This is a genomic window from Aeribacillus composti (genome assembly GCF_007827555.1).
In the GTDB taxonomy this organism is placed as follows: domain Bacteria; phylum Bacillota; class Bacilli; order Bacillales; family Aeribacillaceae; genus Aeribacillus; species Aeribacillus composti.
On sequence record NZ_VISS01000002.1, the window covers coordinates 84,731 to 98,986 of the forward strand.

The window sequence follows — 14,256 nt, forward strand, 5'->3', positions numbered from 1 at the left end:
ATGTCAAGGGGGTTGGAGAAAGAAAATTCGACAAATCACTTTTTGTAAAAAGTTTAAATTGCAGGCAGGATTCTTTGAGGTGATGAAGAATAGAGAAATATGATGGGAAAAATATCACTATTTTTGTCGATGCTGATGCATGCCCCGTCAAAGAAGAAATTGCATCAGTCGCAAAAAAATATAAAGTCCCGGTTTGTTTCATTGCATCATATGCTCATGTAGGTAAAAAGGATGACGGGAATAGCTGGGTATTTGTCGATCAAGAAAAGGAATCTGTCGACTTATACATTTTTAACAACTCAAAAAAACATGACATCATCATTACACAAGATATCGGACTAGCCGGTATGCTGCTTAAAAAATGCACACATGTTCTCTCTCCAAGAGGAATGCTGTTTACAGAAGATACAATCGACTCTGTTCTCCATCTCCGGTATATTTCGGCAAGGGAAAGAAGAAACGGCAATTATATCAAAGGGCCAAAAAAATTCCAAGATAAAGATCGTCATCATTTTATCACAGCATTTGAAAAAATATTGTCGAATTATGCAGGAAATTTTAAAATTCATATTGAATAAATTTTAAGGCACGGAGTTGTTCATATGGGGAAAATGCTTCCCGAGGAATTTATAGAAAAAGTACAACATGCTGTAGATATAGTAGATGTTGTGAGTGAATATGTTCAATTAAAGAAGCAGGGTCGAAACTTTTTTGGACTATGTCCTTTTCACGGCGAAAATACACCTTCATTTTCTGTTTCACCTGAAAAACAAATTTTCCACTGCTTTGGCTGCGGTTCTGGCGGAAATGTTTTTACCTTTCTCATGCAAATTGAAGGATGCAGCTTTACAGAAGCTGTACAAATGACAGCAAAAAAAGCTGGTTTGGACATTCCAGGGGGCTCGGCGCTTTCTCAAGAATCGACATACCCAAACAACAGCGAAGCAGAGAAAATGATAAAAGTGCATGAACTGCTGAAAAAAATGTACCATCATTTATTACTAAATACAAAAGAAGGGCAAAACGCGTTAAATTATTTGCTTCATCGGGGTTTTACGAAAGAATTAATCGATCAATTTGAGATTGGCTACGCTTTAGATTCTTGGGACTTTTCTTTAAAATATTTGCTGAAAAAAGGTTTTGAACTTCCGTTATTAGAAAAAACAGGATTAATTATCCGAAGCGAATCTAACGGTTCTTTTTTTGATCGGTTTCGCAATCGGATCATGTTTCCAGTTAAAGATGCACAAGGCCGTACAGTCGCTTTTTCCGGAAGGTCGCTAGGAAACAAACAGCCAAAATATTTAAACAGCCCTGAGACAAAAATATTTAACAAAGGACGGATTCTTTATAATTTCCACCAAGCAAGACCTTTCATTAGACGAAAACAGGAAGTGGTGTTGTTTGAAGGGTTTGCGGATGTTATATCGTCCGTTCATGCAGGAATCGAGCATAGTGTAGCAACAATGGGAACAGCGCTGACGGAAGAACAGGTCAAGCTCTTAGCCAGAAGCGGAGGAACAGTTGTCATTTGCTACGATTCCGATTCCGCTGGAATTGAAGCTGCCTTCAGAGCTTCTAAATTGCTTGTTGAAGCAGGATGTAATGTAAGGATTGCTAAAATGCCTGAAGGGTTAGACCCTGATGACTACATTCGGACATACGGAAAGGAAAAATTCAAAAACGATGTAATAGGGGCAAGTCTCTCATTAATGGCATTTAAGATGGAATATTTTCGAAAGGGGAAAAATCTCCAGGATGAAGGGGACCGAGCGAGATACATTCAAGAAGTGCTTAACGAATTAAGCGGCCTTCCGAGTGGGATCGAACAAGAGCTGTATATCACGCAGCTTTCTGAAGAATTTTCCGTATTAAAAGAAACGTTAATGGCAGAGCTTCGGAATATAAATAAGCGGAAAAGAAGAAGACCAGAAAAAACGAGCCTCAAGACTGATGCATTACAACGGAATGCACTGATGCCTGCTTATCAAAAGGCAGAACGCCTTCTAATTGCTCATATGTTGAAAAGCAGGGAAGTGGCAGAAAAGGTTCTTCATGCGATTGGTGGAAATTTTAACGTGGAGGAGCATCGGGCTATTTCATCCTATTTATACGCTTATTATGAGGAAGGGAACGATCCGGACATAAGCCACTTTTTGACGAAGCTCAAAGATCCTTCATTAAGCCGAATTGTATCGGAAATTGCCATGATGACAATTGGCGAACAATTGACTGAGCAAGAGCTTCAAGACTATGTAAAACATATCTTGAACCATCAAAAAATGCTCATCCTAAAGGAAAAGGAAGCTGAGAAGAAAGAGGCTGAAAAACGAAAAGATTATGTAAAAGCTGCCGAAATTGCAATGGAAGTAATTCAGCTGAAAAAAGGATTAATGTGAAAGCTTGTATAACTCTGGAAGGAGGGGATCCAATGGCTGAAAAACAAGCCCATTCAAAAGATTTAGAAGCTGATGGAACTGTTGAGGAAGTGAAAAATCAGCTTATTCAATTAGGAAAGAAACGCGGAGTATTAACATATGAAGAAATTGCTGAGAAAATGGCAAATTTCGATATTGATTCAGATCAAATGGATGAGTTTTATGAATACGTTAATGAACAAGGAATCGAATTAATTAGCGAAAACGAAGATGTTGATTCCAATTTGCCGGATTTAGACAAAGAAGATGAAGAAGAATTTGATCTAAATGATCTTAGTGTACCGCCGGGTGTGAAAATAAATGATCCGGTTCGAATGTATTTAAAAGAAATCGGCCGGGTTGATCTCTTATCGGCTGATGAAGAAATCGAACTTGCCAAGCGTATTGAACAAGGGGACGAAGAAGCGAAAAGAAGGCTTGCAGAAGCCAACCTGCGCCTAGTCGTCAGCATTGCAAAACGCTACGTCGGCCGCGGAATGCTCTTCCTCGATCTCATACAGGAAGGCAACATGGGGCTGATGAAAGCTGTTGAAAAATTTGATTATCGAAAAGGATACAAATTCAGCACATATGCAACATGGTGGATTCGCCAGGCAATTACACGGGCAATTGCAGATCAGGCGAGAACGATCCGCATCCCTGTCCATATGGTTGAGACAATCAATAAGTTAATTCGAGTCCAACGCCAATTGCTTCAAGATTTGGGTCGTGAACCGACACCAGAAGAGATCGCTGAAGATATGGATTTGACTCCAGAAAAAGTTAGAGAAATCTTAAAAATTGCCCAAGAACCTGTATCATTAGAAACACCGATTGGCGAAGAAGACGATTCGCACTTAGGTGATTTTATTGAAGACCAAGAGGCTACTTCTCCATCAGAGCATGCTGCATATGAATTATTAAAGGAGCAGCTTGAAGATGTTCTCGATACCCTTACAGACAGGGAAGAAAACGTTCTGCGCCTTCGTTTTGGACTGGACGATGGAAGAACTCGGACTCTGGAAGAAGTAGGAAAAGTTTTCGGTGTCACTCGAGAACGCATTCGGCAAATTGAAGCGAAGGCTCTGCGAAAATTGCGCCATCCAAGCCGAAGCAAGCGGCTGAAAGACTTTTTGGAATAAAAATAAAAATGTTTTTTTCTTTCCTTGGGCAGACTTATTCGTCTGCCTTCCCTTCAATATATGTAAACGCTAACAACAATAACTATTTGTACTATATTTTACTGAATCTTCTTTCATTTTGCAAATGACATTTGTTAAAAAACATAAGATCTTTTTAAATTGTTTTTTTGTCTAATTCGTGAACATCACAAGGAACTTATATAGAAAGACTTTTCCTTCAAAGAAAATTAAAGTACAATAGAGATTGTTTAGGTTAGTTTCAGCTCGTCCATGTTGAGCGAAAAAAGCAAATGTACGGTTATACATAAGGGAGGTTACAAAATGAATCGTAATCCGCTTATTCCATTTGCATTAATCATTGTGTTTGGAATTGGACTAATGGTTGCATTTTCTTTCATCGGACTGGATAATATGAAAGAGATGGCTGAAGAAAAAGAGGGGGGCGGACAAAAAACGGAAGACGTCGCTAATGCAAAGCCGGAGGATATATTCAAGCAAAGCTGTGCAAGCTGCCACGGTCAAAACTTTGAAGGCGGAGCAGGTCCTTCATTAAAAGGTGTTGGCGACAAATTGTCTGTTGATGAAATTAAAGAAACAATTAAAAACGGCCGCGGTGCGATGCCTGGCGGGCTAGTACCTGAAGAAAAGCTTGATGAAATGGCCGAATGGGTTTCTAAAATTAAATAATAAAAAACATATTGGTTGAAAAGTCTTCCTTTTGGGGGACTTTTTTCGTATTTTCATGTTTACCAAATTGGAATAAAGGGTGAAATAAATTGAACAGTGTCCAACTTTCAAAAAGACTGTCGGCTGTGGCAGAATTTGTTCCGAATAATCAGGTGACAGCAGATATTGGATCAGATCATGCATATTTGCCATGTTATTTAGTGCTTGCCAAAAAAACAGTGAAAGCGATTGCCGGTGAAATCAATGAAGGCCCTTTTCAAGCGGCAAAAAAGCAAGTGGAAAAAAACGGGCTCCAGCATGTAATTTCCGTTCGGAAAGGGGACGGATTGTCCGTATTACAAAAGGATGAGGCAACATGCATCACGATCGCTGGCATGGGCGGCTCGCTTATTAAAACGATTTTGGAGGAAGGAAAAGAGAAGCTCGGGAAGGTTGAACGGCTTGTACTTCAGCCGAATATTCATGCAATTGAAGTTCGAAAATGGCTGATTGACAATGGTTGGGAGCTCGAAGGAGAAACAATTCTAGAAGAGAGCGGAAAAATATATGAGGTGCTGTCCGCTAAGCGTGGAAATGCAATGAAACCGTACGAAGCTTTGCCATTTGAAGCAGCTTTGTTAATGGGTCCATTTTTGTTAAAAGAAAAGAACAACGTTTTTTTAAAAAAATGGAAACACGAGCTTTCTCATCGGAAGGACATTCTACGGCAGCTGGAGCAATCCAACGGAAATGAACAGCTTATGCAAAAAAAAGAAGAAATAAAAAAGGTGATCGAGATCATTGAGGAGGTCATAAAATAAATGAAGAAAATCGCTAACGGCCAACATATTATTCAATTATTTGAACGGTTTTCTCCAAAGCATTATGCATTGGAAGGAGACAAGATCGGGCTGCAAATCGGCACATTAAACAAGCCTGTCCGAAAAATTATGGTCGCTCTGGATGTTTTGGAGGAAGTCGTTGATGAAGCAATCAATCAAAAGGTTGATTTAATTATCGCTCATCATCCTCCCATTTTTCATCCTTTAAAGCATATTAGAACAGATGATCCGGCAGGGCGTATTATAGAAAAATGCATCAAGCATGAAATTGCCGTTTATGCAGCCCATACAAATTTGGATGTGGCTCCAGGCGGAGTGAATGATCTTTTGGCCGACCGCTTACAACTGGTGAATCAAAAAATACTTGTCCCAACTTATCAAGACCCATTAAAAAAGCTTGCTGTATTTGTACCAAAAGACTATGAGGGGGACGTTCGGGAGGCGCTTGGCAAAGCGGGTGCTGGATTTATCGGCAACTACAGTTATTGCACTTTTTCCTCGGCAGGAACAGGAACATTTTTACCTTTGGAAAATGCAAATCCCTTTATCGGAGATACTGGAAAGCTTGAAATGGTTGAAGAAGTCAAAATTGAAACGATCTTCCCGCAGTCAATCCAAAAGAAAGTCATTCAAGCGATGTTGAAGGCGCATCCTTATGAAGAAGTTGCTTATGACATCTATCCATTAGAAAACGAAGGGAAACAGCTTGGATTAGGGAAAATTGGAGAGCTTGAAAAAGAAATGACATTGAAGGAATTTGCAGAGCATGTTAAGAAAGCTTTAGAAGTGGAAAAAGTAAGAGTAGTAGGGGATTTACAGGCAACTATAAAAAAAGTAGCCGTTTTAGGCGGAGACGGAAATAAATACATTTATCAGGCAAAAATGAGAGGCGCAGATGTTTATGTAACTGGTGATGTATATTACCACACAGCTCACGATGCTATGATGCTCGGCTTACATGTAGTTGATCCAGGTCACAACATTGAAAAGGTGATGAAAGAGGGAGTGGCGGAAAAACTAACAAAGCTGTGTGCTGAAGAAAATCTGGAAGTAGAAATTATTCCTTCCCGCGTCCATACAGATCCGTTCAAGTTTCTATAATTAAAAGGGGGATCAGTCCTTTTTAGTGGACCGATCCCCTTTAATCATTAAAAAGGTTTTGTCTATGATTTTTTGACTTTTACCTTTGGCAATATTTTTTCAAGAGGGACATTTGAAGTTAAATCCCATGTTTCTGGATTTTCTGGATCATAATTCTCCAAAAATCGAATGACCTCTTTGACAATCGGCGTTGGGGTTGATGCACCGGCTGTAACGGCAACTTTTTTAACGTCTTTAAGCCATTCCAGTTTGATTTCACTTACATTCGCCACACGATAAGCTTTCGTGCCCGCAATCTCTTCAGATACTTGCGCAAGCCGGTTTGAATTGTTGCTGCGCGGATCGCCGACGACAATGGTTAAATCAGCTTCTTTTGCCTGTTCGGCCACAGCTTCCTGGCGAACTTGTGTTGCGAGGCAAATTTCTTTATGAAACTCGACATGCGGATATTTTTCCTTCACTTTTTCCATTATATCAGCTACGTCCCATTGGCTCATTGTTGTTTGGTTCGTAACAATGATTTTGTCGTTGGAAATATCGAGCTCTTCAACATCGTTGACAGTCTCGACTAAATGAACGATATCCGGCGCTACACCTACTGCTCCTTCCGGTTCCGGATGCCCTTTTTTTCCAATATAAATGACGTCATACCCTTCTTCTTTTTTTTGCTTAATAAGTTCATGAGTTTTTGTGACGTCAGGGCATGTAGCATCGATCGTGACAAGCCCTTTTTCCTTCGCTATTTTGCGCACTTCTGGCGAAACGCCGTGAGCAGTGAAAATAACGGTTCCTTTATCGACTTTTTTCAAAATCTCAAGTCGATTTTTTCCGTCTAACGTAATAATCCCTTCTTTTTCAAAGGCATCTGTTACATGTTTATTATGAACGATCATTCCTAAAATATAGATCGGTCTAGGCAGTGATTTATCCATTGCTGCATTTTTGGCTATCACCATTGCATCAACAACACCATAGCAGTATCCTCGAGGGGAAATTTTAATAACCTCCATGTTTTTTCCTCCTGATATTTAGTAAAGGAAAATAAAAAAGCCGTCAAGCGGCTTGACTATCTAACATCATTATACCTAACATGGAGGAAGAAAACAAAACACAATTAAATATAAAGCTTAGGTTTTGATTCGCCCGACGTATTTTCATCTGAAGGGCTGTCATCGGCTGTCTGTTCCTTCAATCTTTTAGATGACGAATTTTCTTTTATATCATCTTCTTCGCTACTGTCTGTATCAGCATTTTTCAATTCTCTATAAATTTTGAACATTGCCGGGAGATTACGAATCAGAGGACCGTATTGCTGAACCATCGGTGTGACTTGCTGAGCGACACCGAGAACTTTTTGGACATTCGTCAACATGTTTGAAAGATTGGCAGGGTTTGTTAAACTTTGAACAGCACCGCTTGACGGTATACTTCCTGCATGCATTGTGCTCGATGGAAGAAAACGCGAAAAAAGCGATTGTAATCCTCCCCTAGGCGGAACCGGCCATTGCTGAACAGGTGGCTGCCCCCAAAAAGGATGGTAGCCTCCGCCAAAAAAAGGGCGGATCAATGGCTGCTGCCGGAAGGGAGGAAAAGCTCGATAAGGATGCATAAACTTTTCCCCTTTCTTTTGCTGTTTTACCTACATTAAACTATGCGGCGTTTTAGGAAAATGTTTTATTAAAATTGGAGTTTTTCCATTATATTGTTTATAATCAAAAAATGGGTTGATTGATTATGAAGGAGTTGTTTTGCAATGGCAGCTGATTTTAAAGATTTTCCATTTCAAGATTTTATTATAGATGCCGTTCAGTCGTTAGGTTTTAAAGAACCGACTGAAATTCAAGCACAAATGATCCCAATCATATTAAGAGGAGCAAGTGCCATCGGCCAATCACAAACAGGTACAGGCAAAACACATGCTTATTTGCTACCGTTAATCAACAGCATTTGCGGAGAGGAAAAGCGTGTCCAAGTTGTTGTTTTAGCACCGACGAGAGAGCTCGCGACCCAAATTTACGAGGAAGCGTTAAAAATCATAAAATTTGCCCCGCCGGAAAAAGAATTACATGCAAAACTTTTTATTGGCGGTACAGATAAAATGCGGGCGATCGAAAAGCTAAAAACTCAGCCCCATCTTGTGATCGGAACACCTGGCAGAATTCTTGATCTTGTCAAGGAAGGGGCGCTAGATTTATATTCGACCAAAAGCATAGTTGTGGATGAAGCCGATTTAATGCTAGATTTAGGCTTTATTTATGAGGTCGACCAAATAGCTAGTCGAATGAAAAAAGAACTGCAAATGCTTGTGTTTTCTGCCACCATTCCTGAAAAATTAAAGCCTTTTTTAAAAAAATATATGGAAAATCCTGAGTATGTTCATGTATCTCCAAAACAAGTACATGCCAAAAACATCACGCATGTCCTTGTTCCGCTGAGGCATCGAAACAAAATAGATCTTTTATACAATATGGTAGTTTCCTTAAACCCTTATTTAGCGTTAATTTTTGTGAATACAAAAGCGAATGCCCAAGATGTGGCATACGGTCTTGCCGAAAAGGGATTAAAGGTTGGGCAAATCCACGGCGGTCTTACCCCGCGTGAACGGAAAAAAGAAATGCGTCAAATAAAGGATCTTGCCTATCAAGTTGTAGTAGCAACTGATTTAGCTGCAAGAGGAATTGATATTGAAGGTGTTTCCCATGTAATCAATGCCGAGCTGCCGACTGATTTAGATTTTTATATTCACCGAACCGGAAGAACGGCTCGGGCTGGCTTTTCAGGATTTGCCTATACAATCTATGAAGACGATAACGAACAAATGCTGCAAAAGCTTGAAAAAATGGGGATAATCTTTGAAAATCGAGATATTGAAAACGGAATATGGAAAGCGCTCGATGACCGAAATCGCAGACAAAAAAGAAAAAAACAACCAATGGAAACAAACGCGATTATCGGAATCATCAAAAAGCCAAAATCGGTAAAACCAGGATACAAAAAAAAGATGAAAGAACAAATTGAAAAGCTAAAGAAAAAGCAAGCAAGAAAAAATAAATAAAAGGTTGTAAGGAGAGGAAAAACATGTTAAAAATTGGCTCGCATGTATCGATGAGCGGCAAGAAAATGTTGCTTGCGGCAAGTGAAGAGGCAGTTTCATACGGCGCTAATACGTTTATGATTTATACAGGAGCCCCGCAAAACACGAGAAGAAAAAAAATTGAAGATTTAAATATCGAAGCAGGTTTGGCGCATATGAAAGAGCATGGCATCGAAGAAATTGTCGTTCACGCACCATATATTATTAACATTGGCAATACAACAAATTTAGCGACCTTCCAGCTTGGCGTTGATTTTTTAAAATCGGAAATTGAACGCACGGAAGCAATCGGTGCAAAACAAATCGTGCTCCATCCGGGAGCTCACGTTGGAGCCGGTGCAGAAGCCGGAATCAAAAAAATTATTGAAGGTTTAAATGAAGTGCTGGAGAGGGGGCAAAAAGTGCAAATCGCCCTTGAAACGATGGCCGGCAAAGGTTCAGAATGCGGAAGAACGTTTGAGGAGCTTGCGATGATCATTGATGGTGTTACCTACAATGAACATTTGTCCGTTTGTTTCGACACTTGCCATACTCATGATGCCGGTTATGATATTGTCAATGATTTTGATGGGGTTTTAAATCAATTTGATAAAATCATCGGCATCGACCGTTTAAAAGTTGTTCATATAAACGACAGCAAAAATCCGCGCGGGGCCCAAAAAGACCGTCATGAAAATATCGGATTCGGCCACATAGGATTTAAAGCAATCAATTATATCGTCCACCATCCGCAATTAAAAGACTTGCCAAAAATTTTAGAAACTCCGTATGTCGGTGACGACAAAAAAAATAAAAAGCCGCCTTATAAATTTGAAATTGACATGCTGAAGAATAAGACGTTTGATGAAAATGTTTTGGAAAAAATAGCGAATCAATAAAAAAGGACAAGCTCCCTTTTTTAGGGAACTTGCCTTTTTTATTTCCAATTGCCATTGAAGAATTGCAAAAATAATTGATTTGCTTTTTTGGCTGTTTCCGGCGAAGTGATTTTGGCAATTTGTTTTAACAAAGCAATTCTTTCTTCTTCATGAAACACGTTGATTTTTTTTCCCTGTACGAGTTGAAGCAGCTGTTTTGCTTCGTTAATCGAAATGGATATATCATATTGCTTTGCATATGACACAAGTTCTTCAGGTTTTAAACTGTTAATTTTTTGTTGAATAATTTTTTCAAATAAAATCAAAGATCTCGCCTCCCCTCTTATTCGTATGAACAGAGGGGAAGATAGTTGCCTTTTTTTAAAAAAAATGGGTGGAGAAAATGACATAAATATCGTCTCAGCAAAATTTTTATAATACAATATGATTAAAAAAACTAGGAGGAGAAGATGAGTAAAAAACATCATAAAAAAGAAAGCTTAAGACACATCATTTATCGATTGTTAATGATTGTGATCGGAGCTGTTCTGGCAGCCGTAAGCATCGAGCTGTTTTTAGTCCCAAATCATATGATTGATGGCGGTATCATCGGTATTTCGCTTATTTTAGACCACATATTTTCGAATCATATTAAAATCATTAATTTCGCAACATTAGTTATTGTGTTAAACCTTCCTTTTATGTATTCCGGTTATAAGCAGATTGGGAAGACATTTATGTTTTCGTCCATATTTGGCATCATTTGTTTGGCCATTGCGGAAAGGCTGGCCCATGATTTTGAGGTCTTTACTACAGAGCCTTTGCTAGCCACTGTATTTGGTGGTTTTTTGCTCGGTGCAGGAGTGGGACTTGTCATCCGACACGGAGGATCTCTGGACGGGACAGAAATTTTAGGAATTCTTTTAACGAAAAAAATTCCCTTTTCCGTTGGTGAAATCGTGATGTTTTTGAATATTTTCATTTTTGGAAGCGCAGCGTTTGTCTTCGGGATTGAGCAAGCCATGTATTCCATCTTTACATATTATATTGCCTTTAAAACAATTGATGCGGTTGTTCAAGGTCTTGATGAAACAAAGGCCGCCATCATTATATCTGATCATTACGATGAAGTGTCTGATGCCATATTGTCACGCTTAGGACGCGGAACGACAAAATTAAAGGGAAAAGGCGGATACACGGATACGGAAAAAGACGTCATTTATGCAGTTGTTACAAGGCTTGAAGTGGCAAAATTAAAATCGATTGTACATGAGATTGACCCGAACGCGTTTATTACCATTATGAATACACAAGAAACGAAGGGCGGAAAATTTAAATCTGCCATCCATTAATTAACACATTGAAATAGAGGGAGAACACATTTTTCTTTACAAATGTGCTCTTCTCCTGTATACTTTAATGATAAAAATAAATCGTAATGATTCCTATAAAATAGGTGAGAAGCATGGGGGAAAAAATAGTAGAAGTAAAAAACCTTTTTTTTCAATATGAGAGAAAATATGTGCTCGAAAATATCAATATTTCCATTGAAAAAGGAGCATTTTTAGGTTTAGTTGGGCCGAACGGCTCCGGAAAATCGACATTATTGAAATGTCTGCTAGGGCTTTTAAAGCCTCAGAAAGGGACGATTCATTTATTTGGTGAAGATATTCATCAATTTAACGATTGGCATAAAATTGGCTACGTTTCTCAAAAGGCAAACAGCTTTAACTCTTCGTTCCCGGCTACTGTTTTTGAAGTAGTAGCGAGCGGCTTGACTCCCAAACTCGGTTTGTTTAAAAAAATGAAAAAAGCTGATCGGGAAAAGGTAATGGAAGCGATCCGGGCAGTTGGAATGGAAAAGGCAGTTCACCAAAATATCGGTGAGCTTTCAGGAGGACAGCAGCAAAGGGTATTTATTGCTCGCGCACTTGTCAGTGAACCTAAATTATTGATTTTAGATGAACCAACTGTAGGTGTAGATAGTCAGACAGTCAATCATTTTTATCAGCTTTTGCATCATTTGAATAAAGAATTGGAAATCACATTAATACTTGTTACCCATGATATTGGAGCTATTACAGATAAAGTTACGCATGTTGCTTGCTTGAACAAACAACTTTATTTCCATGGAAATAAAGACGAATTTGAACGCCTGAAAGAAACGGAATTGACCTCATTGTACGGGCATCCAGTTCAGTTAATAACGCATGATCATGAGTAGATGGAGGAAATGAAGATGTTTAGCAGTATTTTACAATTTGAGTTTTTGCAAAATGCATTTCTTTCAGGTATTTTAATCGGTTTTATCGCACCTCTTTTAGGTGTTTTTGTGGTGGTCAGACGATTATCACTAATTGCAGATGCACTGAGTCATGTGACCTTGGCTGGAATTGCGGGCGGTCTTTTTTTATCTTCAAAAATATCCTTCTTTTCTTCATTGAATCCAATTTATGTAGGAATGGGTTTTTCTGTTTTAGGCTCACTTGTGATTGAAAAGCTGCGAGCTTTTTATAAATTTTATGCGGAATTGGCCATTCCGATAATTATGTCGGCTGGGATCGGTTTTAGCGTTGTATTTATCTCTTTGGCAGACGGGTTTAATACAGATCTTTTTAATTACTTATTTGGAAGTGTTAGTGCGGTTTCTAGGACGGATTTATATATTATTACTGGTGTTGCAGCATTGGTTATTTTGTTGATCGTATTGTTTTATAAGGAATTGTTTTTACTGTCGTTTGATGAAGAATATGCATCTGCATTAGGGCTGCCGGCAAAAGGCTTGCATCTTTTGTTTATTTTAACAGTTGCCCTAGTGATAAGCGTTTCCATGAGAGTTGTTGGAATTTTGTTAGTTTCCTCGCTTATGACCCTTCCTGTTGCTGCAAGCATTAGAATAGCAACCGGTTTTAAAAAGACAATTTTTCTTTCCGTTATAATAGGAGAAGCTTCCGTTTTAATCGGTTTAGTATTATCTTATTATTTAGATATTGCTCCGGGAGGAACAATTGTCATTTTAGAGGTATTGGCTTTGATTTTTTCCATTATTTTGTCAAAAGCTAGGAGGGGCAAAATATGAATGTCGAACAAGCTTTACAATATTTAAAAGAAAAGGGATATAAATATACATCCAAAAGGAAAGAAATGCTTCAACTAATTGCCGATTCTGATAAATATTTGACAGCTAAAGATGTTTTGGAAAAAATGAATAAGCGCTATCCCGGTTTAAGTTTTGATACGATTTACCGGAATTTATCATTGTTTGCAGAGTTGGGTATATTGGAAACGACAGAGCTTTCAGGTGAAAAGCACTTTCGCTTTCATTGTGACTTAGGACATCATCACCACCATTTTATTTGCATGGAATGCGGAAAAACGAAAGAGATCGAATCATGCCCAATGAATACGATAGAGGAGTATTTGGACGGATATAAAATTAATGGACATAAATTTGAAATTTATGGGTTATGCCCGAATTGCCATGAACAAACCTTGTGAAATTTGATCACAAGGTTTGTTTTTTATGGGAATTCATGATAAGAAGGGATGAACTCGAGTTTTGTCATTTCTTAAAAAAAGAATAAAATTTCACAAATAGTAAAAAAATAAAGGATCAACATATTTCTTCCCGTCCTCTGATCCAACATTAAATCCTATTTGAAAACATTTCCATAATAATGGGAATTGATTTGCTTATACTATAAATGCTCCTATCTTTTGAAAGCGAGGGATATGGCAATGGCAAACAAAAATTTCCCACATGCCGGCAAATCAACTGAAATAAATGCCATTCAGGAAAACCGAAATTTTGAAAACCGGAATAATGAAAACCGAGATTATCTAGAAGAAACTGCGGCAGAAGCTGGAGCAGTTGAATCTAGAAATACAAATGAAACATATAATTATAATAATGACGCCGATGAAGCTGGCGGCCGCAATTTAGGATGGCTGGCGCTGGCACTATCGATTATTTCTTTATTTGTTTTGCCCGTTTTATTAGGAGCAACGGGTATCATTATTGGGTTTATCGCCCGTCGGCGCGGTGCGGAAAATCTGGGAGCATGGGCGATCGGAATAGGTATCGTTTCCTTGCTGCTTGGAATTTTCGTATTGCCGTTTTTTTAACAAAAACAAAAA

The 14,256-nt window shown here is 38.6% G+C and carries 15 protein-coding genes and 1 pseudogene; 13 read left to right on the plus strand and 3 right to left on the minus strand.

Features of this window, described 5'->3' with window-relative positions:
• Positions 1–89: 89 nt before the first annotated feature.
• From FB379_RS01465 to FB379_RS01490, 6 genes are all read left to right on the plus strand, one after another.
• Positions 90–578, plus strand: a complete 489-nt coding sequence (locus FB379_RS01465) for a YaiI/YqxD family protein (RefSeq protein ID WP_066247551.1) — start codon at positions 90–92, stop codon at positions 576–578.
• A gap of 24 nt (positions 579–602) precedes the next feature.
• Positions 603–2,399: a DNA primase gene (dnaG, locus tag FB379_RS01470; RefSeq protein ID WP_144596773.1), complete on the plus strand. Its 1,797-nt coding sequence runs from the start codon at positions 603–605 to the stop codon at positions 2,397–2,399.
• Positions 2,400–2,431: 32 nt separating this feature from the next.
• Entirely contained in the window at positions 2,432–3,559 is a 1,128-nt protein-coding gene (gene rpoD / locus FB379_RS01475) for an RNA polymerase sigma factor RpoD (RefSeq protein ID WP_063388054.1), read from the plus strand.
• 321 nt (positions 3,560–3,880) lie between these two features.
• Complete coding sequence (cccA, locus tag FB379_RS01480) at positions 3,881–4,246, plus strand: cytochrome c550 (RefSeq protein WP_063388055.1); 366 nt, start codon at positions 3,881–3,883, stop codon at positions 4,244–4,246.
• A gap of 89 nt (positions 4,247–4,335) precedes the next feature.
• A complete protein-coding gene (locus FB379_RS01485; protein WP_094246228.1) occupies positions 4,336–5,046 on the plus strand; it encodes a tRNA (adenine(22)-N(1))-methyltransferase in 711 nt (236 codons plus the stop codon).
• On the plus strand, positions 5,047–6,168 hold the full coding sequence (locus tag FB379_RS01490; protein WP_130156324.1) for a Nif3-like dinuclear metal center hexameric protein: 1,122 nt from the start codon (positions 5,047–5,049) through the stop codon (positions 6,166–6,168).
• A gap of 62 nt (positions 6,169–6,230) precedes the next feature.
• Here the strand turns inward: FB379_RS01490 and FB379_RS01495 are convergent, their stop codons facing one another.
• Together FB379_RS01495 and vrrA are read right to left on the minus strand one after the other, a co-directional pair.
• Positions 6,231–7,178, minus strand: coding sequence for a 4-hydroxy-3-methylbut-2-enyl diphosphate reductase (locus tag FB379_RS01495; RefSeq protein ID WP_130156326.1), 948 nt, complete (start codon positions 7,176–7,178; stop codon positions 6,231–6,233).
• Between the two features lie 104 nt (positions 7,179–7,282).
• A pseudogene (gene vrrA, locus FB379_RS18670) lies at positions 7,283–7,798 on the minus strand (VrrA/YqfQ family protein); the annotation flags it as partial.
• 123 nt (positions 7,799–7,921) lie between these two features.
• Between vrrA and FB379_RS01505 the strand changes: the two are divergent.
• A complete protein-coding gene (locus FB379_RS01505) occupies positions 7,922–9,223 on the plus strand; it encodes a DEAD/DEAH box helicase (protein ID WP_144596775.1) in 1,302 nt (433 codons plus the stop codon).
• Between the two features lie 23 nt (positions 9,224–9,246).
• Entirely contained in the window at positions 9,247–10,140 is an 894-nt protein-coding gene (locus FB379_RS01510) for a deoxyribonuclease IV (protein ID WP_066247561.1), read from the plus strand.
• Positions 10,141–10,178: 38 nt separating this feature from the next.
• Here the strand turns inward: FB379_RS01510 and FB379_RS01515 are convergent, their stop codons facing one another.
• A complete protein-coding gene (locus FB379_RS01515) occupies positions 10,179–10,445 on the minus strand; it encodes a DUF2624 domain-containing protein (protein ID WP_063388062.1) in 267 nt (88 codons plus the stop codon).
• A gap of 144 nt (positions 10,446–10,589) precedes the next feature.
• Between FB379_RS01515 and FB379_RS01520 the strand changes: the two genes are divergently transcribed.
• The 5 genes from FB379_RS01520 (at position 10,590) to FB379_RS19075 (ending at position 14,244) form a co-directional block, all read left to right on the plus strand.
• Positions 10,590–11,471, plus strand: coding sequence for a YitT family protein (locus FB379_RS01520; RefSeq protein WP_144596777.1), 882 nt, complete (start codon positions 10,590–10,592; stop codon positions 11,469–11,471).
• Between the two features lie 113 nt (positions 11,472–11,584).
• Complete coding sequence (locus FB379_RS01525; protein WP_066247563.1) at positions 11,585–12,343, plus strand: metal ABC transporter ATP-binding protein; 759 nt, start codon at positions 11,585–11,587, stop codon at positions 12,341–12,343.
• 15 nt (positions 12,344–12,358) lie between these two features.
• On the plus strand, positions 12,359–13,198 hold the full coding sequence (locus FB379_RS01530; protein WP_063388065.1) for a metal ABC transporter permease: 840 nt from the start codon (positions 12,359–12,361) through the stop codon (positions 13,196–13,198).
• The gene (zur, locus tag FB379_RS01535; protein WP_063388066.1) at positions 13,195–13,617 is read left to right on the plus strand and encodes a zinc uptake transcriptional repressor Zur; all 423 of its coding nucleotides are present in this window, start codon (positions 13,195–13,197) and stop codon (positions 13,615–13,617) included. Before FB379_RS01530 ends, zur begins: the two co-directional genes overlap by 4 nt.
• Before the next feature lie 240 nt (positions 13,618–13,857).
• The gene (locus FB379_RS19075; protein WP_311066327.1) at positions 13,858–14,244 is read left to right on the plus strand and encodes a DUF4190 domain-containing protein; all 387 of its coding nucleotides are present in this window, start codon (positions 13,858–13,860) and stop codon (positions 14,242–14,244) included.
• Positions 14,245–14,256: the final 12 nt, after the last annotated feature.